Origin of the sequence: Haloarchaeobius amylolyticus, from assembly GCF_042678045.1 — an archaeon.
GTDB lineage: Archaea > Halobacteriota > Halobacteria > Halobacteriales > Natrialbaceae > Natrinema > Natrinema amylolyticus_A.
The window spans coordinates 364,283-384,506 of record NZ_JBHUDI010000001.1; the positions used below are offsets into that span (position 1 = coordinate 364,283).

Consider the following 20,224-nt stretch of genomic DNA (forward strand, 5'->3'; position numbering starts at 1 on the left):
TCACTCAAGTCGGACGAGGGTATCGCCCATATCGACGGAGTCACCCTCGGAAATCGGGACCGATTCGACCGTCCCGCCGCTTGCGGCGACGACGTCGTTTTCCATCTTCATCGCCTCGAGCACGCAGACGACGTCGCCGGCGGCGACCTCGTCGCCCTCCTCGACGGCGACCGAGAGGATGGTTCCCTGCATCTCCGCGGTGATGGCGTCGGCGGTGGCGACCTCGGCAGCGCCCTCAGTTGCGGATCCGCCGCTCGAGCCGCTAGCACTGCCGCCGTCGGCGGGCTCGGCCGTCATCCGTGCGCTCGCGTCTTCGATGACGACGTCGAATCGCTTGCCGTCGACTTCGACGGCGACCTCTGCGGTCGATGGCTGGGTGCCGTCGCCGCCGGCCGCCTCCGCGGGCCCCCAGCGGTCGACGGCCGTCTCGAGCGCGTCGTCGTCGAGCTCCCGATCGAGGTACTTCGTGGTGTGATCGCCGGCGACGAATGCGTCGTCGTCGAGCATCAGCCGGTGGAACGGGATCGTCGTGTGGACGCCCTCGACGTCGAAGTGCTCGAGCGCGCGCTTCGAACGCTCGAGACAGTGTTCGCGGTCCTCGCCGCTGACGATCAGTTTCCCGATCATCGAGTCGTAGTCGCCACCGATCTCGTCGCCCTGTGCGACCGCGTGGTCGAGGCGAACCCCGATGCTCGTCGGCGGCCGGTAAGTCGTCAATTGTCCAGGGGTGGGCGCGAAGTCAGCGGCCGGGTTCTCGGCGTTGATGCGGTACTCGACCGCGTGGCCGTCGATTTCGACGTCGTCCTGGGCGAAGGCGAGGTCCTCGCCGGCGGCGACCCGTAGCTGCCAGCGGACGATGTCGATCCCGGTCACTTCCTCGCTGACGGTGTGTTCGACCTGGATGCGGGTGTTCACTTCCATGAAGTAGAACTCCCCGTCCTCCACGAGGAACTCCACCGTGCCGGCGTTCGTGTATCCGGCTTCGCGGACGCCCTGCCGGGCGGCCTCGCCGATCTCGTCGCGCAGGTCGGCGTCGAGTGCCGGGCTCGGGGCCTCCTCGATGACTTTCTGATGGCGACGCTGCAGCGAGCAGTCGCGCTCGCCGAGGTGACGGACGTTGCCGTGCTGGTCCGCGAGCACCTGCACCTCGATGTGTTTGGGTGCCTCGAGGTACTTCTCGACGTAGACCGAGTCGTTGCCGAAGTAGGCCTCGCCCTCGCGTTTGGCGCTCTCGAGGGCGTCGTCGACCTCGGCCTCGCTGCGGACGATCTTCATGCCGCGGCCGCCACCGCCGCCTTCGGCCTTGATAGCGATCGGGTAGCCGAACTCCTCGCCGAGCGCTCGCACCTCGTCGGCGTCGTCGACCGGTTCGGTCGTCCCGGGGACGACCGGGACGCCAGCCTCCTGCATGACGGTTCGGGCCTTCGTCTTCTCACCGAGCGTCTCCATGGCGTCGCTCGGCGGGCCGACCCACGTAATATCTGGTGTCTCCTCGACGCGGCGGGCGAAGTCGGCGTTTTCCGCGAGGAAGCCGTAGCCGGGGTGGATCGCGTCCGCGCCGGTTCGCTGGGCGACGTCGATGATTGCCTCCTGGTCGAGATACGACTCGCTGGCCGGTGCTGGGCCGACGTTGTACGCCTCGTCGGCGTAGTCGACGTGGCCGCCGTTGCGGTCGGCGTCGCTGTAGACGGCGACTGTCTCACAGCCGAGTTCTTCGGCCGCTGCCATCACGCGCACCGCGATTTCGCCGCGGTTCGCGACGAGCACTTTGTCGAACATGGTTAGTAGGATTTGGGGAAGCCAAGTTGCTGGCCGATGTGATTGTACGCCATCTGCTGGGAGACCGGGGCCAGCCGCGTGAGGTTGATCTCACGCCACCAGCGCTCGACGTCGTACTCCGTGGCGTAGCCCCAGCCGCCGAAGGCCTGCATCGACTGTTTGACCGCCTCGATGCCGGCCTCGACGGCCGTCGCCTTCGCGACGTTGGTCTCGTAGCCACACTCCTCGCCTTGATCGTAGAGCCAGGCAGCCTTCTCGCGCATGAGCGCGGCCGTCTCCATCCGCGCGTAGGCCTTCGTGATCGGGAACGAGACGGCCTGGTGGCTCCCGATCGGCGCATCGAACACCTCGCGCTCGTTGGCGTACTCGATCGCCGTATTCGCGGCGAGCTTGCCGATCCCCGTGCCGGCCGCGGCGAAGCCGATGCGCTCGGGGTTGAGCATGTCGACCAGCGCCCACCAGCCCTCGTCTTCCTCACCGAGCAGATCCTCCTCGGGGACGCGGACGTCCTCGAGGAACACCTCACACGACTTCGAGTAGTTGATGGCGTGTTTGGAGATCGGCGAGACGTCGATCCCGGGGGAGTCCATGTCGACGATGAACAGGCTGATGCCGTCAGTGCCGCGATCGACCTCCTCGAGCGGGGTCGTCCGGGTGACGATGATCATGTTCTCCGCCCGGTCGGAGAAGGTGATCCAGGCTTTCTGTCCGTTGAGGACGTACTCGTCGCCGTCTTTCTCGGCACGCGTGGCGACGTTCAGCGTGTTCGTCCCCGCTTCTGGTTCGGTGATGCCGATCGAGAAGTTCCGCTCACCGGTCGCGATGTCGGTGAGGTACTTCTCCTTCTGAGCCTCCGTGCCGTTCTCGCGGATGCCGACGGCGGCCATGCCCGCGGTGAGCACCAGGTACCAGGTGCCGGCCATGCCACAACCCTCGGCACAGAGGGTCTCCATCGCCAGCCCCATCTCCTGCATCCCCATGCCGGCACCGCCGTACTCTTCGGGGACCAGCAGGCCGTGGAAGCCGGCCTCCCCGAGTTCGTCCCAGAACCCCTGGGCGAACTCGCCGTTTTCTTCTTTCTCGCGCCAGTACTCCGGTCCGTACTCGGCCGCGACCGCTTCCGCGGTCGAGCGAATCATCGACCGTTCTTCCGTAGACTCGAAATTCATGGTATAGTATATCGTATGTGGGAGTGACTCTAATAAGTCGTCCTTCGAGGCGGTCGCTTACGTCGCCGCCTCGGCTTCGTCTTCCGCCTCGTCTTGCAGTTCGGTCCGACGGATCTTCCCGGTGACCGTCTTCGGCAGTTCGTCGCGGAACTCGAGCTCACGAGGGTACTCGTGAGCCGACAACTCCTCTTTGACGTGGGTCTTGATGTCCTCTTTGAGGTCCTCGGACGGCGTCGCGCCCTCGCTGGGAACGATGTAGGCCTTCACGATGTTGCCACGCTCTCTGTGTGGTTTGGGCACGACGGCCGCCTCGGCGACGGCGTCGTGTTCGCCCAGCGAACTCTCGACCTCGAAGGGGCCGATCCGGTAGCCCGACGAGAGGATGACGTCGTCGGCCCGCCCCTCGAACCAGAAGTAGCCGTCCTCATCCTTGTGAGCGAGGTCCCCCGAAAGGTACCACTCGCCGTCGGGACCGTCGACGAAACACGAGGCGGTCTTTTCGGGTTTGTTCCAGTACTCGGCGAAGAAGCAGGGATAGTCCCCGCGTTCGGCGATCTCTCCGGTTTCGCCGGGCTCGAGTACTTCACCCGTTTCAGGGTCGACGATGTCGGCCTCGATACCCGGCAACGGCTTGCCCATCGAACCGGGCCGGAGCTCCATCGTCGGGTAGTTGTTGATGATCATGTTGCCCGTCTCCGTCTGGCCGTAGGTATCGAGGATGGTAACGCCGAGTTCGTCCTCGCCCCACTCGACGACGCCTGCCGACAGCGGCTCGCCGATCGAGAGCGCGTGGCGCAGGTCGAGGTCGACGTCCGCGAGGAGCGCTTCGTTCTCGCGGAGCATCCGGTAGGCCGTCGGCACCGAGAACAACACGTTGATCGGGTACTCGTCGAGGAGTTCCGCCCACGTCTCCGGATCGAACTCGCCTTCGTAGGTGAACAGCGAGGCCCCCCAGAACCAGGCCCCGAGGGTGTTGATCGCGCCGGTCAGCCAGCCCAGGTCACCGGTACTCCAGTAGAGGTCGCCGGGCTGGAGGTCGACGGCGTACTTCTGGGTCGCCGCGACGCCGGCAACCCAGCGCTGTTTGTGGAGGACGCCTTTCGCCAGCCCGGTCGTCCCCGAGGTGTAGTAGAGCAACGCGTCGTCTTCGCCGCCGGTGTCGGCGGCCTCGTACTCGGTGTTCGCGCCGTCGAGTGCCGTATTGAAGACGACGTCGTCGGCCGGTGCACCGTCGCCGCGGTCGACGGTGATGACGTGCTCGACCGTCGGCGCGTCCTCGAGTGCGGCTGTGACCGTCTCGCGATTGTCGGTCGTCGTTACGAGAACCTTCGCGTCGCAGTCGTCGAGCCGATAGGAGATGCCGTCCGGCCCGAAGCGCTCGTTGACGCTGCCCCAGACGGCGCCCCGCTTGAGCGTCCCGATCATCGCCACGTAGTGTTCCGGAATCCGTGGCATATACGAGAACACGCGGTCGCCCTGTTCGACGCCCAACTGCTCGAGGACGTTCGCGAACTGGCTCGATCGATCGGCCAGCTCCCAGAACGTCGTCTTCGTGAGCTCGCCGTCGGTATCGACCTGATAGAGCGCGACCTTCTCCCGGTCGGTCGCGTGTCGATCGACGGTCTCGTGTGCGATGTTCAGTTCCGCCGGTGCATCCCAATCCGCCTCCGCGTAGATGTCGTCCCACGAGAACTGCTCCCGTTCAGTCTCGTAGTCCGAGAGGTTGTGGCTGGACACCATACACCAACCCGGATATCGTTCCCCTATATAATGCCACTGGTAAATTCTGTGTGTTGAATAGACGAATTCTATATACTACTGTAGAATATGACCAACATATCCATATACCGTATTGCGTAAACGCATTTGTTTACGTATAGTCGGATAGCAAATGTATATATCTCAACCAATATATCTGATACTGTCGGCACCTACTCGTCAGAGTCGGTCCCGTCAGTGGAGTCATCGTGGCGTGCCTGCCACGCCGTCCGTGCGGCCTCGCGAACGGCCGGCGGGAACGACGTTTCGAACGTGACCCGCGGTGCGATATAGGAGTCCTCCCAGCGAGGGTCCCAGGCAGCGTTGACGTACAGTTGCGAGCCGGTTTGCCCGTCCTGTCGGTATCGGGGCCGTCGTGGTGCCGGTGCCGACGGTTCGCTGAAGATCCAGTCTCGAGAGGGGTGTGCTTTCACCCAGATGTCCCCGAGGACGCGGCCGAGATCCGTCGGTGGGACATCCTCGTCGACGATGATGACGGTATCGAACAGCGACGAGAACGTAAAGAGGATGTTCGCGAGTTGCCACTCGAAGCCGGCATACAGAACGTCGGTGGCGACGACGCAGATGCCGAGTTCAGCCTCTGCCGGTAACAGGACCCACTCGACTGGCGAGATCCCCCAGTAGTTGTTGACACGGTGGTACAACGTCGCCGCCGTCGTCACGCCCGTCAGCTGGAGGTCGTCCGCGAGCGGTCGGCCAACGGGTGAGAACGGCACCACCGGCTCGTCGGTCGCAATCACTCGCTCGACTGACAGCGCCAGCGGCGTGCTCTCGAGGCAGTGTTCCCACGCTTCGCGCCGGTCGGACTGGAAATCGGGGTGGCGATCGGCGACCGTCGTCTCGATGGCGACCTCCGTCGCACTCGGCACGAGGCCGCCGTTCGTGGGGACGAGCGGCACGTCGTCGGCGACGCCACAGGCCTGGATCGGGACTGCAACTTGCTCGGTCACGGCGAGCAGGTAGGCGGCCGTAACCGCAGCGGGTGGCACGCCGAGGGCGATCGAGATCGTCTCGTCGCCGTCAAGGAGTGCGGTCAGCGCAGCGGGCGTCCGCACTCTGAGCGTCTCTTCGCCGACGATCGAGCCGTGGATCGGCGCCCAGTGTGTGCCATCCGACGTCGCGACCGATGCCACGCCCAGCGTCAGCGCGGGCCAGACGTCGTCAGCCCCCTGTGGCAGGTCAAGCGTCTGCACACCGCCGAGAGTCCGTGACGCTGCTTGCGTGTCGTATGTCGGGCCGTCTGTCTCGCCGGCCGGTCCGAGGTTCGTGATCGTTTCGAGCACGGTGACGAACGAGCCGTCGGGATCTAACCCGAGCCCGAGCGCCAGCCGCGACCACGGCTGTGCGTCCCGTCGCTGCATCCCATCGGGACCGCTGAACGTGCCGCTCGCGAGATCAGCGCCGTCGGCCCGGTCGTACCGGATCGCCGGCCCGCTCGCACGGAGCGCTTCGGCTGCGACGACGTCGGGCGGAACGTCGGCGAGGTCGTCGCCATCGAGCGTCACCAGGTCGTCGTCGCCGTCGAGGCCACGTAGGTACTGTGCAAAGGGAATCATGGGTGCTCACCTGGCCGGTACTCGCGCCGCTCGAGGAGGTCGAACGGCTCCGGCGAGATGCCCGCGTCGACGAGGAGTTGTTGTGCGCGTGCGCGCAGCGACTCCGCTTCCGTTTCGGCGTCGGCTGCCAGGTGGTCGCTGGTCGCATCGATATAGGCCTTCGCGGTCTTGGCTTTCGAGGTGCCGACGTCGGCGCTGCCCTTCTCGTCGGGGGTCTGGTAGATGTTGAGCGGGACTTTCGGCATACGCTCGACGCCGAACTGGTGGAAGTCCGTGTCCGGATCGGCGTTCAGCGCGATCGCCGACAGGACGGCCCGGGGATCGTGTGCGTCGACCGTCGCATCGACGAACACGAAGAAATCGATGTGCAACATCCCCCAGGTAGTAAAGATGAAGTTCGCCAGTTCGTGGAGGACGCCGGGATAGGACCGCTCCGTCGCGATCACCCAGACGGTCCGGGAGGTAAAGCGCCACGGCACGGCGGCCTCGACGTCGAAGCCGGCTGCCCGCAGGCCAAGCGTCGCGTCGGGGCCGGCAGCGGCGGTCTGGAGCGTACTGCTCGAGTTCTGTCCGTAGCCGACGCCGGTCCCCTCGACGCAAAACGGGACCCGCGGCTCGGCTCGGTGAGTGATCGCGTCGACGGCGAACACGGGCATCGATCGCCGCGGGCCGTTCATGTAACCGAAATAGTCGCCGAACGGCCCCTCGTCGAGGCGTTCGTTCGGGAGGACGTGGCCCTCGATGACCAGCTCGGCCGTCGCCGGGACGAACAGCTCGTTCGTCTCGCACGGGACGAGGTCGACAGGCCGGTCTTTCAGGCCACCAGCGAAGGCCGCTTCGCTTCGGCCCGTCGGAATCCACATCTCCGTACTGCACTGGACGGCCGGTTCCGCACCGACGACGGCCGCCACCGGCATCGGCTCGTCGCGGGGTTCGTACTCGTAATAATAGCGGTTCGGGACCTGTTCACCCGCCAGAAACAGCAGGCTGGCCAGCGCGTCGTCGTGGAGCATCATCCGGTGGCTCGACCACCGGCCCCACTCCGTCTCCGGGTCCGGCGCGACGATGGTGTGGAGGTTCGAGTACCGGCCGCCGTCGCTTTGGTGCACGTAGGGCCAGGGAAACGACAGGAGGTCGACGTCGGCCCCGGTGTGGACGACGTCCTTGCAGGGTGCACGCTCGGGTCCGACGAGCCGTGGCTCGCGGGGCGAGCGAAGGCGATCGATGACCGCATCGTAGTAGGCGGCCCCTGACAGGCTGGCCGACAGCCCGAACGACTGCGCGAGGTGATCCCACGGACGACTCCGTGGGCCGCGATAGGGGTCACCGACGAGCGCTGCATCGACTGCGGTCTCCTCGACCGACTCGAATAGCGGCACTTCACTGTCGGTCTGATTAGCGAGCATCGTGATCGCGCTCGCCTCGAGGTCCCACGAGACCGGCTCGTCGAACGGGACGAGCGCGTCGTCGCCGGCAAGCAGTCGGAGATAGTCTCGAAACGAATCGGCTGTCATGACTACTCCTGGCCCATCAGCGCACGCCGAAGCGGGTCGGCCTCGAACTCGGTGCGGACGGTGTCGTACGCCTCGAGCAGCGCAGGACGGTCCTCGGCGAGCTGCTCGAAGGCGAGTTCGCGGAGCGCCTCGGCAGTCGACTCGTACTGGCCGGATTCGACGAGGTAGGTGAGTACCACCTTGAGGTCGTCGGAGCGGGTGTTGACGATGTTCGAGGTCGTTTCCTGCTCGCGTGCGAGTCGCCGCAGGAGGTCCTCGTTGATCCCCGCCGCGTCGATCTCGTCGAGAAGTTCGACGTACCACTCCTTGCTGACGGTCTCGTGTGGGCCGGTCACGACCGTCAGCCGCTGTGGGTCGGTCAGTTCGTCGGGTTCGCGAGCGATCCGGACGCGCGCCTCGAAGATCCGCTTGGTCTCAGCGTCGGTGATCTGCAGCGTCGTCTCCGTACACTCCTCGTCGGGCAGATGCTCCTCTGCGGTGATATAGTGGTCCAACGTGGCCTCTTCGCTCCGGTCATGTGTCCCGTGTCTCATACTCTCATGCACCACTGGATCACCGTTACTCGTCACCTCCCTAAAGAGACGTGGTTCCGCGCCTCGGATTCACAATCCGTCGGCCGCCACAGTACGAAAGCGCGTATGAAAACCTGAAACAGTCAGCAAGTACTGGCACCTGCAGCCGGCTTTCGGTTGTGCCGGTCAATCGTGGCCGGAGACCGGATCAGTCGCCTTCGGCCGACGAGTGCTCGTTGGCCTGCTGGCGCAGGTCGGGCGCGATCCCGGGAACGTCCTGTGGCGCGACTGCTCCCTCGGCCTCGAGTTCCGCGACCGATTTCGGGAACTCGCGCAAGCTCATGTGGATCGCAATACCGGCCTGTGCCCCCTGTCCCATCGCGACGGGGACCTGGTTGTGGCCCGGTGTCAGATCGCCGACGGCGTACAGGCCATCGACCGACGTCCGGCCGTGATCGTCGACGGCAACCGTCCCGTCGTCGTTGAGTTCCGCGCCGAGCGACGTTGCCAGCTCGTTGTTGTACTCGGAGCCGTACATCGCGAACCCGCCTCTGTACTCGCGGACGGTGCCGTCGTCGAACTCGAGGGCCTCGAGCCAGCCGTCCTCGCCGTTTCGAACGCCGGTGACCTCCGCCTCGACGATGTCGACGGGGTGGCCCTCGAGCTGGGTGGCCGTCTCGTCGCTCCAGGCGGGGTCCTCGCCGCGCAACAGGATGTCGACGTCGTCGGTGTAGTTGAGCATGATCATGGCGACGATGGCGGCGCTGTCGTCGTGGCCCATCACGTACACCGGTTCATCGACGAACATGTACGCATCGCAGTGCAGACAGTAGTGAAGGCCGCGGCCAGTCCGGGGCAGCGGTGGCTCTGGTCGACCGTCGGAAAAGCCCGTCGCGAGCACGACGGCCTCGGCGGTGACGGTTTCGTCGCCGACCTCGAGTTCGAACGCGCCGTCGTCGCGGCGGTCGATGCTGGTGACGAACTCCGTGCGGTAGTCCGCGCCGTAGGACTGGATCTGCTCGATGGCAGTCTGGAGGAACTCGTTGCCCGAGACCGATTCGGGGACGCCGATGACGTTGTGGGTCTCTTGCATCATCGCGGCACGGCCGCCACCGCGGTCGAAGACGGCGGTTTCGTGTCCGAGTCGTGTCGTATACAGTGCGCTCGTCAGGCCGGCGGGACCACCGCCGACGACGGCGACCTCGTAGTCGTGGGATGTGGATGGATCAGTAGACATCGTCACGGTTGAATTCTCTTCTGTCCCCCCGTTACCAGCGGGTGCTTATAAACACAAGCCAACGCGTTCGTCACCGGGTTACCAGTTGGTAACCGCCGGTAGCGAAAAGAGATAGAACTGTTCACACACCCCGATCGGTAACGCAGACGAGTGGGGTCCAGGGGAACGGTTTAGCGTCACAAATAAAGATTGTGACTGAATCCCATCAAGGATTAGAAGTGGAATACGAGCAAGTGAAAGGCAAACGGCCTTTCCGATACGGCTGCGAGACCCAAACGTATGTCACTTACCACCGCGGTTCGGCGGTGGCTGGTTGATGATGACGTCGTCTACGAGTGCCGAGATTGCGGGACAACGCTCAAACCGACCGCCTGGAGGTGTTCTTCCTGTGGGTCGGTTGAAATCGCAGAATATGATATCTCCGCTTTCAAATAATCGAGTACTCGACTGCAGGATCGCCGCAACTTAAAGTCCGAATCCTACGGGTATATACGTTCTCTACAACACCACTTGACGAACAATACTGTATCCAGAACGGTGACTGATACCGCCGAACGGCCTACTCGAGCGTCGCGACCAGCAAAAACGTCTCCGGGCGGACGGCTTCGTGCTCGAGGTGGAAGCCATGCTCGCGGAGCGCCGTTGCTGCTTCGTCGGCGGTGTAGCGCTCGTCGACCGGCGGGCCGTGTTCGCCGGTGCCGGTTCCCGACCAGTCGAGGATGACGAGCCGGCCGCCGGGTGCGAGGACCCGGCGGATCTCGGCAAGGGCGTCGTCGCTGGCGAACTCGTGATAGGTCATCGTCGAGAAGGCGGCATCGATGGCGTCGGTCTCGAACGGCAGGTCGCCAACACCAGTCGTGACGAGATCGACGTTCTCGGGCGTGCCTTTGTCCCGATAGTAGTCGTGCATCTCCTCTTGGAGATCGACCGCGTACACGTCGCCCGCGTGTGGGGCGACAACATCGGTGTAGAATCCGGTACCGCTGCCGAGGTCGACGACGGTGTCGGTCGCGGCGGGCTCGAGCGCCCACAGCAGTTCTTCGGCCGAGAGGAATCGATACCTGCGGTCGGCCTGCTCTAGCTTGTCGGCCCGCGATGAGTCGAACGTATGGTGTCCCATGATCAGAGGTTTGCGAAGGTTTCCTCGACGATCTCGCCGGTCTCCTCGATGATCGCTGCCATTTCGTCGTCGTCCGGTGCCATGCCGACGAGCCGTGCGATCCGCATGATCGAGACGTGGTAGACACACTGCTGGCCGGGTGCTTCCTCCCAGACGACGATATTACACGGCATCAGCGCGCCGAGCTTCCCGTCGCTAGCGTCGAGCGCGCGATCCGCGACGGACGGATTGCACGCGCCGAGGACGTGGTAGGGGTCGCGATCGGCGTCGACTTTCTCGTTGAGCAGCTCCGAGACGGAGAACTCGACGGGGACCCCGAATCCGGCATCGGTACACACAGACCGGACGTGCTCGATGGCTTCCTCGTGGTCCATCTCGAGAGTCGTCTGCTTCGCACCGATGTCGTCCGGATCTATCCGGGTCGGATCAATAGGCAGCGTCATTCGTGTGAGATATTGGGCTGTCCAAGAAAAATCCTTTCGACACACAGGCTCCACTGGAGGAGTCGCCGTCACGCTGTGAAACGAGCGGATACGGTGAAAACGGAATTTCAGCCCAGTAGACTATATTCTGCGGACAGTATTGCTCAACTGGACATGGTCGATACGACACTCTCGTTCCGACCCGGCGCACACAGTATTGTGTGCTTCGGGAACAACCTTATTGGTGACCGGGTCGTACAACCGACTACGATGACCGATTCGGTGAGCGAATACCTGGACCGAGAGCTGCAGTGTCTCGACCTCCTCGAGTGCGTCCACGGGCTCAAGGAGCTGGATCGAACCGTGTTCAGGCTGTTGCTCGACGCGGACGAGCCACAGACAGTCGACGACGTCGCCGACGGTATCGGTCGTGATCGGTCGACTGCCTATCGGTCGATTTCCCGGCTGCTCGATACCGGTTTCGTGACCCAAGAACAGCAGAATTACGATACTGGTGGCTACTATTACGTCTACCGGGTGCGGGAACCGGACGCGCTCGCAGCCGACATGCAACGGCTTCTCAACGACTGGTATGCCCGTATGGGCGTCCTGATCCAGGAGTTCGAGGACACCTACGATTCGGTCCTTCACGATGACTCGCCGACCCAACGCGACGAGTAGGTCGGTCCCGCCATCGATCGTCGCCCGGCTCGAGGCAACAGTCACCCGTCGCCCCCAACGTGCGCTGTATTGTGCCGACCACACAAAACAACTAAGGCGATGGATCCCGTACCGGCGGGTATGACCGACGATCAGACGCTCGAGGAGATTCGACAACGAAAGCTCGAGGAACTTCGCGACCGCGCTGCCGGCGAAGAGCCCGCGGACCCGGCTCGAGAGAGTCCGGCGGAGCCGATCCACGTCAACGGATCGACGGAACTCGACGACACCGTCGCGGAACACGACGTCGTGCTCGTCGACTTCTACGCCGACTGGTGTGGGCCGTGTCAGATGCTCGAGCCGGTCGTCGAGACGATCGCCGCCGAGACCGACGCGGCGGTTGCGAAAGTCGACATCGACGCCAACCAGCAACTCGCTGCCCAGTACAACGTCCGTGGCGTCCCGACGCTCGTACTGTTTTCCGACGGGCAGCCCGCCGAACAGCTCGTCGGCATGCAACAGGAAGGACAGCTTCGCAGCCTCGTCGGGAAGTACACCTGATCGAGCGCGGCTGTCCGACGACCCCTGTCTCCGTCGTCTGTAGTCGCTGCGTCGGCAAATCGCCATAACACGTTTTTATCCGCGCAACGGAACGCCGAGCATGGACTCAGACGCTGCTTCTCGACGATCGCTCTGGGGACTTGCGACGCTGGCGAGTTTCTGTTGTGTCGGCTCCGGAACCGTCGCCGTCGCCGGTGGGACCGCCGTTGCTGGCGGTGCCGCCGTCGGTGGCCTGAGTAGCGGGGTCGTCCAGCTGGTGGTCTCGATCGTCACCCTCGGTCTCATTGGATTGGTGCTTCGCGTACGCTCCGGCTGTTCGGACTGTGAGGCGTGAGCGCTGCCGGCCACAGGAGCGCCGCCTCGAGCGCTGCCCAAGGCTGCCGGGAACCGTGTCCGGGGGTATCAGACGACCCCGGCGAGGGGCTCGAACTGGACGGCTGCGACGAGCACGGCGAGGAAGACGTACGACCCCCGAATGAGTAACATAGTGGCAAGCTCGGGGCCGGCCCGTCGTGCGACGCCCGCGACCGCTGCGAACGCAAGCGCTGCGAGCAACGCTGTAACCGGGAAGAGCCGGACGATGGCGAGCCCGACGACGGCCCCCAGGGCCACGGCCATCAGCCCATAGGCGACGTCGTAGGCCCGGTCAGGCCCGACCGCGACCGCGACAGTTCGTTTCTCGATCGAGCGGTCGTACGCGTAGTCCTGCGCGTCGTCGATCACCTTGATGCCCGACAGGAGGACGAGGAAGACGACGGCGAACGCGAGCGGAACAGCGGCGATCGTCGTCGCCTGCACGTAGTAGCCACCGAGCAGCGAGAGGGCGATTCCGAGCGGATAACCGGTGGTCGCCGTCACGGGGTTCGTATCGAGCTGTGGCGCGTGGTGGTAGGCGATCAGCCACGTCGGAACGACTAGTGCGGCCGCAATGGCGTCAACGAGGACCGCGAGGGCGACACAACACAGCGCGACAATCGCCGTCGACAGTCCGAGTGCGAGTCGACAACCACGTTCTGTCAACGGATGGTCGTCGTCCTCGCCCCGAACGTAGAAATCGACGTAGCCGTCCTTGACGTGGGCCGTATAGACCGCCGCGAACATCGCGACAACGTGCATCGCTGCGGGCAGCGGCTCGACGGTGCCGGCGAGGATCGCCCCGAACAGCGACGCGGCAAGCGGCGGCGTCATGAAAACGGGATGAACCTGCGACCAGAGCGCTCGAGCCGTCACGCCCATCCCTGACCCGTCCCTCGCGATGGTCATACCTGAGCGACAACGAACTGTCGTATAATACCCAGGCCGGGGCCGCACATACTGGAACCGATCAGTCGAAACGCATAGCTTGATGTGAACTGCCGTGCCACGAAACGGCATGACGGACGGCTACACGGGCGCGACGCTCATCACCGATGCCCTCGAGTCCTACGGCGTCGACTACGTCTTCGGCAATCCGGGAACGACCGAGTTGCCGATCATGGAGGCGATCGCGGAGAGCGACCTCGAGTACCGACTCGGACTCCACGAGGACATCGCGGTCGGGATGGCCGGTGGCTACGCCCAGCGCCGTCGCTACCACGCCCATCACGACGACTCGATCACGCCCGTCGGCGTGGTGAACCTCCATATCACGCCCGGGCTGGCTCACGGGCTGGGCAACCTCTATGCGGCCAAGATCGCCGGCGCGCCGCTGGTCGTGACCGCGGGCAACCACAGCACCGACTTCCGGCACGAAGAGCCGATCCTCTCGGGCCGGCTGGCCGACATGGCCCGGCAGTTCTGCAAGTGGTCCGACGAGGTCCTCGATGTCGCGGCGCTGCCGACGATGCTCCGGCGGGCGTTCCGAGTCGCGATGACGCCGCCGACGGGGCCCGTCTTCCTCGCCCTGCCGCTTGACGTGACGATGGCCGAAACCGACGCCGAGCCCGAGCGGCTCGGCCCGATTCCGAACGCCGGTCGGGGCGATCCGACACAGCTCGAGCGCGCCGCCGATCTGCTGGCCGAGGCTGACGAACCGGTGCTGGTCGTCGGCGACGGCATCGCTCGGTCGGGTGCCGACGCCGTCGCCGCGGCGGTCGACCTCGCGGAGGCGACGGGGGCGCGCGTCCACGGCGAAATCCTCTCGAGCGAAGCCGACTTCCCGACCGGCCACGAGCAGTGGGTCTCGTATCTGCCGACGAGCGAGGAACTCACCACGATGTTGCTGGACACCGATACGATCTGCTTCGTCGGCATCTCGACGAACACGACGCTGACCCGCCACGACGAGGCGCTGGTCGATCCCGACACGACCTGCATCCACATCAGCGACGACGCCTGGCAGGTCGGCAAGAACCAGCCCGCCGACGCGGCCGTCGTCGGCGACCCCGGACTCGTCCTGCAGGACCTCACCGAGCGCGTTCAGGGGCGACTCTCCGAGGACGTCGTTACCGAGCGACTCGAGGCGATCACCGACGTCGACGAGACGATCACGGCGAAACTGGCCAGCGTCGGCGAGGGCGACGGCGACGACCCGCGCGCGTCGAAGGCCCAACTAGTCGACGCCATGGAACGCGTCGCGGGCGACGCCGCCATCGTCGACGAGGGCGTCACCTCGAAGTTCGTCATGCTCAACCGATGGGACCTCGAGCCCGAGCAGTACATCTCGAACAAGGGTGGTGGCCTCGGCTACGGGCTGCCGGCGGCGGTCGGCGCTGCCGTCGCGGAGGAACAACGCGACGACCCCCGTGACGTGGTCGGCTTCGTCGGCGACGGCTCCTACCAGTACTACCCCCACTCGATCTACAGCGCCGCTCGCTACGACCTCGATCTGACGGTCGTCATCTCGGACAACCGCAACTACCGCATCCTCAAGGACAACGCGCTCGACCTCATGGGTGGCGCGGAAGAGGACTACGAGTTCGTCGGCATGGACTTCGAGCCGGCGGTCGACCTCGTGACAAACGCCGAGAGCCACGGTGCGCGCGCCGAACGCGTCGAGACGCCCGACGGGATCGAGGGTGCACTCGAGGACGCGCTGGCCCGCGACGGGCCGGACGTGCTCGACGTGTTGGTCCACGATTGATACGGTCTGCTGTAACGATTTACCGGAGCAACTGCAGGACGGCTCGCGGGTGCTCCGGAAATGACTTACAGAAATTCGTATGATGCAGTCTGGAGGATGTCTGAGAACGGTTGGCATGGAATTTCTTTCACCCCAGCCGAGCTGAACGATCCGTTCACTACACCTGCGTATTGTGCAGTTTCTTAGAACACACTCGGATCACGCGTGCTCAGACTCGGGGCATCACGTGGCAATGAGGAAGACCGCAACAGCACCAAACGCGATGCCGAGGGCCTTCTTCGCCGTGACTCCCTCGCCCAACACGACGATTCCGAGGAGTGCTCCACCGACGAGGAACATCCCAAAGATCGGCACGACGACGCTAACAGGGCCAGTTGAGAGTGCGCGGAAATACCCGATGACAGCACCGGCGAGACAGATTCCTGCTGCGAGTGCGAACCCGACAGGTCGGCTCGTCACCGACGGAACCGACCACTCACCGAACAGGGCTGCCACAGTCGTCGCTCCCATGGCCAGTGTGCCGACCGCAATCGGCATGACGGTGAATGTCGGCAGATCTTGGAGTGCAATTTTCATAAACAGGAACGCGAACGAATAACAGCCCATCGCCAGCAGTGCCCATAACACGTAGTTCACAGAACCATCCCCTCTAGATCAACTATTACTCGCCCCTGTTTGTGTGTCATATGTTCACGTAGGTGTGAAGAACCCGAAGAGAAAAACCTTACTGACCGAGCGATAGCCGACTTCGGTGTCAGCGTTCAGTCAGTCTACTGTACTTACCGTTGTCGGGTAGTCACAGGGTGGGTGTACGAACTATTCTATGACACTCACACAGTCTGCTGTACCGATTTCCCAGTGCACCCGCAGGACGGGTCGCGGGTGCACCGGCACCCACTGACAGGAGTTCGTCTGACTACGAGCGCCAGTACGCCGGCGTCAGGATGACCAGCACGGAGAGGATCTCGAGTCGGCCGATCCACATCAAGAAGACCATGTAGAGCTTCGCGGCGTTGGAGAAGGGCTCGTAGCTGTTCATCGGCCCGACGACACCGACGCCTGGACCGACGTTCCCCAGCGTCGCGATCACGGCACTCGTCGCCTCGAGCGCCGACAGCGAGAGCCCGGGCGTGCGATAGGAATCGAGGAACAACAGGACGCTCGAGACGACGAACAGCGTCAGGAACAGTGCCATGAAGACGAAGATGCTGTGGATCGTCTCTTCGTCGATGACGTCACCGGTGCCGCCCATCCGCACCGGCCGAACCACCTTCGGGTGGACGACCCTGAAGAGTTCGCGTCGCATGGACTTCCCGACGACGTACCAGCGAACGATCTTGATCGAGCCGGCCGCCGAGCCCGCCGAGCCACCCAGAAACATCGCGAAGAGGAGGATCACCTGCGTCGACTCGCTCCACGTGTTGAAGTCCATGCTGGCGTAGCCGGTCGTCGTCACGATCGCGAGCGTCTGGAAGAGCCCGTGTCGCAGCGACCGCTCGAGGCTGCCCGGAATCGTCGCGACTCCCTCGGGAACGGTCGCGAGGCCGACGCCGAGAAAGAGCAGCGCCGAGAGGAGGCCGCCGACGATCCCCATCGACAGCAGATAGGACCGGAACTCGGCGTTGCCGGTCAGCCGCTCGAGGCGGCCACGCCAGGCGTACCAGTAGAGCGCGAAGTTCGTCCCGGCGACGATCATGAAGATCATGATTGCCCACTGGACGACCGGCGCGAACGCTTCGGCGCTGCGGGCCTCCGGCGAGAAGCCGCCGGTCGGCAGCGACGTGAGCGCGTGTGCGACGGCGTTGTAGAAGGTCATGTTCGGGGCCAGCCCCGCGAGGTGGAGCCCGTAGTAGACGAGCACGGCGGCGAGGGTAAACCAGGCGTAAATCAGCCACAGCGCTCGCGCGGTCTCCCTGATCCGCGGCGTCAACTTCTCGACTTGAATGCCCGGTGCTTCCTCCCGGATGAGTTGGGTCCCACCGACGGAGAGCTCCGAGAGGATCGCGACCATGAGCACGAGAATCCCCATCCCACCGAGCCACTGCGTGAGCTGTCGCCACAGCATGATCGACCGCGAGTGGGTCTCGACGGAGATGCTGCCCATAACCGTCGCGCCCGTGGTCGTAAACCCGCTCATACTCTCGAACAGCGCGTTGACGGGATCCGCGATCGTCCCCGTCCCCGCGACGAGATACGGGATCGTCCCTACCAGCGGGACGACGAACCACGTCAGCGCGACGAGTAAGAACGCCTCGCGGTGTTCGAGGGTGGGGTCGGGCTCGAGGCGCTCGAGGCCCGTCCCCACGGCGACGGCGACGACCAGCGCAACGAGGAAAGGCAGCGGGGTCTCCCGATAGTACAGCGCGACGACGGTCGGAAACAGGAGCGTCAGCGAGAGGTATTTCAGTACTGTTCCGACGAGACTGCAACTGGATCGAACGTCGACGTGAAGTCTCCGAGCCATATTTGAGATGTCAGGTACCGTACCACAGGTCACTCACCGGTAACAGACTGCAGTATCTGCGACAGACTCACGGTCTTGCAATAAATACTGCGTCTCGGTTCCCGGTCCGACGGAACCGACGGCAGTGGGACCGTCCCGGAATATACGGACTACTGTCCGTCAGTGCCGGTGCCCGAGCGGCCGTCCTGCGGGTGCACCGAACACTCGGTACAGCAGCCCGTATCACTCACGAGACGAACTGCCGGTAGTGTTCGCCCATCGCCGCTCGAGCCGTCTGCGAGAACGCGGGGACGTAGTCCATATTGACATAGGACCACGAGTCGTCGACGGGGGCGACGGCCTCGCCCACCGCTCCCTGTTCCGTTGCGAACTGGTGGTTTCGTGGGGTGTTCCGGCTCTCCCGTGCCGAGTAGCCGGTCGCCATCACGGTGATCCCGTGGTGGACGAACCAGCCGCTGGCCGCGGGATGATCCTGTGCGCCACAACTGTGGGCGCGCACTCCCGGCGACGGGTCACGAATGGTCGCGTCCGCCGGATAGTGTGGGAACTCGGCCCAGCCCAGCACCGCGTGACCACACTCGTGGGCCGCGAAGTTCCGAATCAGTGGACGCGGCATCCCGACACCCGCTCCGAACAGGCCGCCGAGCGCGGCGTTGACGTAGCCGTACGCGCCCGGCGCTCCGTTCTCACCGCCGTCGTCGCCAGCGTACGACCGCATCGCCCCCGCAGTGGCTCTCCTGTCGTCGATGACGAACAGCGTCACCGTCTCGGGCGTCCGGTCGGCTCCGAGCGCGTCGTCGGCTTCGATCGCGTCGAGCGTCGCCTCGTACGACGGCTCGATGTCGAAGTCCGCGACCGATATCACGTCGAGGTCCACCGCGGCCGATCTCGGCGTCGCGTCCGTCCACGTCCGGGCAAACAGTCGGACGCCCTCGAGCACGAACGGGATCGCGTTGCTGATGGGCTCGACGGATGCGTGGCGGACGACTTCGATCGTGAGCGGGCCGTCGTCGTCGTCGCTGGCCGAGACGGACCCGGAGGTGCCAACGGTCCCGGCGACAGCGGCAGACGCACACGCGAGAAATCGACGCCGTTCCATTGCGATCGTGATCCCACGAGAACATGATAAGCGTTCCGACAGTCCGCCTGACGGATCGGTACAGATCGCTTCGCGGTCCAGTGACGGACGGCACCATGCAGAATACGACGGAAACGCGACCGTTTTATGTGAGTTCGTGCCGCGGTGTGCGATGATGAGACTGCGAGCTGTGACTCGAGGACTGACGTGGAGGGGGATGCCGTGACTGTCGACCTGGACCTGCTGGTGCAACTCGGCGACTACGACCGGCCACAGGGGGTCGCCGAGCGGGCCGTCCAGGCCGAAGAACTGGGATTCGATCGAATCACTGTCGGCGAGACGACGGGCTGGAACATCGTTCCGCCGCTGACGCTGGCGGCCGACCGCACCGAGGAGTTGGGCATCTCAAACGACGTCATCTCGCCGTATGGGCGGACGCCCGCGATGCTCGCCCAGACGGCGCTGACGATGCAAGACGCCGCCGATGGTCGGTTCCGGTTCGGGATCGGCCCGAGTTCGCCGGCGATCACCGAGCGCTGGCACGGCAAAGAATTCGATCGGCCGCTACGCCGGACCCGCGAAGTGATCGAGATCATGCGCGGGGTCTCCGAGGAGGGCACCCCTGCCTATGAGGGCGAGATTTTCGAGATTCCCGGCCTGAAATACGAGCGCGGCCCTCACGAGAACCCGCCGCCGATCGACCTCGGCACGCTCGGCCCCAAGGCTACCGAGATGGCCGGCCGCTTCGGCGACGGCTGGACGCCACAGCTGTTCACGAAAGACGGGCTCCGGGAGCGACTCGAGGACCTCGAACGCGGTGCCGACCTCGCGGACAAGGACCTCTCGGACTTGCGGGTGGCCCCGATCGTCCGCGGGATGGCTGCCGAGGACCGCGGGAAAGCACGCGAAAAAGCCCGCAGCACGATCGCGTTCATGCTCGGGGCGTACGGTCCCTACTACGGGAACTCCGTCGCAGAGCAGGGCTACCCGGATGTCGTCGAGGAAATTCGGGCCGCGTGGGACGAGCGAGATACCGACGCGATGGCCGCAGCCTTACCCGACGAGGTCCTCGACGAACTGGCCCCTGCGGGCACTCCCGAAGAGGTCCGCGAGTGGGTTGCGGACTACGCCGCGATCGACGGCGTCGACGCCGTCCGAGTCGGGTTCGTCGACGGACTGTCCGAGGAGGACAAGCGGACGACGATGGAAGCTGTCGCTGACATCGCGTAGCTGCACAGCCATCGGCATCCGCTCGAGTGCGAGCGATGCCCGAAGTGCTTCGGCCGGGAATATAAGTACAGTCCGATACCTA

Annotated in this window: 18 protein-coding genes; 5 read left to right on the forward strand and 13 right to left on the reverse strand. The window is 64.6% G+C overall.

The window, feature by feature from the left end; genetic code table 11:
- The 9 genes from ACFR99_RS01835 to ACFR99_RS01875 all read right to left on the reverse strand — a co-directional run bounded on the left by ACFR99_RS01835 (position 1) and on the right by ACFR99_RS01875 (position 11,109).
- Positions 1-1,779 (reverse strand): acetyl-CoA carboxylase biotin carboxylase subunit, encoded by a 1,779-nt coding sequence (locus ACFR99_RS01835; RefSeq protein ID WP_390283811.1) that lies wholly within the window; start codon positions 1,777-1,779, stop codon positions 1-3.
- Positions 1,780-1,781: 2 nt separating this feature from the next.
- Positions 1,782-2,948 carry an acyl-CoA dehydrogenase family protein gene (locus ACFR99_RS01840; RefSeq protein WP_390283813.1) on the reverse strand — a complete coding sequence of 389 codons (1,167 nt, stop codon included), beginning with the start codon at positions 2,946-2,948 and terminating at the stop codon, positions 1,782-1,784.
- A 57-nt stretch (positions 2,949-3,005) separates the two neighbouring features.
- Entirely contained in the window at positions 3,006-4,688 is a 1,683-nt protein-coding gene (locus tag ACFR99_RS01845) for an acyl-CoA synthetase (RefSeq protein ID WP_390283815.1), read from the reverse strand.
- A gap of 191 nt (positions 4,689-4,879) precedes the next feature.
- Positions 4,880-6,283 (reverse strand): UbiD family decarboxylase, encoded by a 1,404-nt coding sequence (locus tag ACFR99_RS01850; RefSeq protein WP_390283817.1) that lies wholly within the window; start codon positions 6,281-6,283, stop codon positions 4,880-4,882.
- Positions 6,280-7,797 (reverse strand): UbiD family decarboxylase, encoded by a 1,518-nt coding sequence (locus ACFR99_RS01855; RefSeq protein ID WP_390283819.1) that lies wholly within the window; start codon positions 7,795-7,797, stop codon positions 6,280-6,282. The genes ACFR99_RS01850 and ACFR99_RS01855 overlap by 4 nt, the downstream gene beginning before the upstream one ends.
- Before the next feature lie 2 nt (positions 7,798-7,799).
- Positions 7,800-8,330 (reverse strand): ubiD operon protein, encoded by a 531-nt coding sequence (locus tag ACFR99_RS01860; RefSeq protein WP_390283821.1) that lies wholly within the window; start codon positions 8,328-8,330, stop codon positions 7,800-7,802.
- Between the two features lie 187 nt (positions 8,331-8,517).
- On the reverse strand, positions 8,518-9,546 hold the full coding sequence (locus tag ACFR99_RS01865) for an NAD(P)/FAD-dependent oxidoreductase (RefSeq protein ID WP_390283822.1): 1,029 nt from the start codon (positions 9,544-9,546) through the stop codon (positions 8,518-8,520).
- Between the two features lie 559 nt (positions 9,547-10,105).
- Positions 10,106-10,666: a class I SAM-dependent methyltransferase gene (locus ACFR99_RS01870; RefSeq protein ID WP_390283824.1), complete on the reverse strand. Its 561-nt coding sequence runs from the start codon at positions 10,664-10,666 to the stop codon at positions 10,106-10,108.
- 2 nt (positions 10,667-10,668) lie between these two features.
- Positions 10,669-11,109 (reverse strand): DUF302 domain-containing protein, encoded by a 441-nt coding sequence (locus tag ACFR99_RS01875; RefSeq protein WP_390283826.1) that lies wholly within the window; start codon positions 11,107-11,109, stop codon positions 10,669-10,671.
- A gap of 249 nt (positions 11,110-11,358) precedes the next feature.
- Between ACFR99_RS01875 and ACFR99_RS01880 the strand changes: the two genes are divergently transcribed.
- The 3 genes from ACFR99_RS01880 to ACFR99_RS01890 all read left to right on the forward strand — a co-directional run bounded on the left by ACFR99_RS01880 (position 11,359) and on the right by ACFR99_RS01890 (position 12,643).
- Positions 11,359-11,769, forward strand: coding sequence for a helix-turn-helix domain-containing protein (locus tag ACFR99_RS01880; RefSeq protein WP_390283828.1), 411 nt, complete (start codon positions 11,359-11,361; stop codon positions 11,767-11,769).
- Positions 11,770-11,889: 120 nt separating this feature from the next.
- Entirely contained in the window at positions 11,890-12,309 is a 420-nt protein-coding gene (gene trxA / locus ACFR99_RS01885) for a thioredoxin (RefSeq protein ID WP_390283829.1), read from the forward strand.
- Between the two features lie 100 nt (positions 12,310-12,409).
- The gene (locus ACFR99_RS01890; RefSeq protein ID WP_390283831.1) at positions 12,410-12,643 is read left to right on the forward strand and encodes a hypothetical protein; all 234 of its coding nucleotides are present in this window, start codon (positions 12,410-12,412) and stop codon (positions 12,641-12,643) included.
- 68 nt (positions 12,644-12,711) lie between these two features.
- Here ACFR99_RS01890 and ACFR99_RS01895 read toward each other — a convergent pair whose 3' ends face one another.
- Positions 12,712-13,572 carry a UbiA family prenyltransferase gene (locus tag ACFR99_RS01895; RefSeq protein ID WP_390283833.1) on the reverse strand — a complete coding sequence of 287 codons (861 nt, stop codon included), beginning with the start codon at positions 13,570-13,572 and terminating at the stop codon, positions 12,712-12,714.
- Between the two features lie 109 nt (positions 13,573-13,681).
- Here ACFR99_RS01895 and ACFR99_RS01900 point away from each other — a divergent pair, with 109 nt between their 5' ends.
- A complete protein-coding gene (locus ACFR99_RS01900) occupies positions 13,682-15,370 on the forward strand; it encodes a thiamine pyrophosphate-binding protein (RefSeq protein ID WP_390283835.1) in 1,689 nt (562 codons plus the stop codon).
- Between the two features lie 222 nt (positions 15,371-15,592).
- On the opposite strand, the gene ACFR99_RS01905 is transcribed toward ACFR99_RS01900, so the two are convergent.
- The 3 genes from ACFR99_RS01905 to ACFR99_RS01915 all read right to left on the reverse strand — a co-directional run bounded on the left by ACFR99_RS01905 (position 15,593) and on the right by ACFR99_RS01915 (position 18,933).
- Positions 15,593-16,006 carry an EamA family transporter gene (locus ACFR99_RS01905; RefSeq protein ID WP_390283837.1) on the reverse strand — a complete coding sequence of 138 codons (414 nt, stop codon included), beginning with the start codon at positions 16,004-16,006 and terminating at the stop codon, positions 15,593-15,595.
- A 280-nt stretch (positions 16,007-16,286) separates the two neighbouring features.
- Entirely contained in the window at positions 16,287-17,834 is a 1,548-nt protein-coding gene (locus tag ACFR99_RS01910; protein WP_390283839.1) for a TrkH family potassium uptake protein, read from the reverse strand.
- Between the two features lie 226 nt (positions 17,835-18,060).
- The gene (locus tag ACFR99_RS01915; protein WP_390283841.1) at positions 18,061-18,933 is read right to left on the reverse strand and encodes a hypothetical protein; all 873 of its coding nucleotides are present in this window, start codon (positions 18,931-18,933) and stop codon (positions 18,061-18,063) included.
- 201 nt (positions 18,934-19,134) lie between these two features.
- On the opposite strand from ACFR99_RS01915, the gene ACFR99_RS01920 reads away from it, so the two are divergent.
- Complete coding sequence (locus ACFR99_RS01920; protein WP_390283843.1) at positions 19,135-20,142, forward strand: TIGR04024 family LLM class F420-dependent oxidoreductase; 1,008 nt, start codon at positions 19,135-19,137, stop codon at positions 20,140-20,142.
- Positions 20,143-20,224: the final 82 nt, after the last annotated feature.

Coding starts and splice junctions, on each gene's coding strand:
- ACFR99_RS01845 (WP_390283815.1), bottom strand. CDS start 4,688: ATGGTGTCCAGCCACAACCTCTCGGACTACGAGACTGAACGGGAGCAG.
- ACFR99_RS01890 (WP_390283831.1), top strand. CDS start 12,410: ATGGACTCAGACGCTGCTTCTCGACGATCGCTCTGGGGACTTGCGACG.
- ACFR99_RS01915 (WP_390283841.1), bottom strand. CDS start 18,933: ATGGAACGGCGTCGATTTCTCGCGTGTGCGTCTGCCGCTGTCGCCGGG.
- ACFR99_RS01880 (WP_390283828.1), top strand. CDS start 11,359: ATGACCGATTCGGTGAGCGAATACCTGGACCGAGAGCTGCAGTGTCTC.
- ACFR99_RS01835 (WP_390283811.1), bottom strand. CDS start 1,779: ATGTTCGACAAAGTGCTCGTCGCGAACCGCGGCGAAATCGCGGTGCGC.
- ACFR99_RS01860 (WP_390283821.1), bottom strand. CDS start 8,330: ATGAGACACGGGACACATGACCGGAGCGAAGAGGCCACGTTGGACCAC.
- ACFR99_RS01840 (WP_390283813.1), bottom strand. CDS start 2,948: ATGAATTTCGAGTCTACGGAAGAACGGTCGATGATTCGCTCGACCGCG.
- ACFR99_RS01850 (WP_390283817.1), bottom strand. CDS start 6,283: ATGATTCCCTTTGCACAGTACCTACGTGGCCTCGACGGCGACGACGAC.
- ACFR99_RS01875 (WP_390283826.1), bottom strand. CDS start 11,109: ATGACGCTGCCTATTGATCCGACCCGGATAGATCCGGACGACATCGGT.
- ACFR99_RS01900 (WP_390283835.1), top strand. CDS start 13,682: ATGACGGACGGCTACACGGGCGCGACGCTCATCACCGATGCCCTCGAG.
- ACFR99_RS01895 (WP_390283833.1), bottom strand. CDS start 13,572: ATGACCATCGCGAGGGACGGGTCAGGGATGGGCGTGACGGCTCGAGCG.
- trxA (WP_390283829.1), top strand. CDS start 11,890: ATGACCGACGATCAGACGCTCGAGGAGATTCGACAACGAAAGCTCGAG.
- ACFR99_RS01870 (WP_390283824.1), bottom strand. CDS start 10,666: ATGGGACACCATACGTTCGACTCATCGCGGGCCGACAAGCTAGAGCAG.
- ACFR99_RS01910 (WP_390283839.1), bottom strand. CDS start 17,834: ATGGCTCGGAGACTTCACGTCGACGTTCGATCCAGTTGCAGTCTCGTC.
- ACFR99_RS01865 (WP_390283822.1), bottom strand. CDS start 9,546: ATGTCTACTGATCCATCCACATCCCACGACTACGAGGTCGCCGTCGTC.
- ACFR99_RS01855 (WP_390283819.1), bottom strand. CDS start 7,797: ATGACAGCCGATTCGTTTCGAGACTATCTCCGACTGCTTGCCGGCGAC.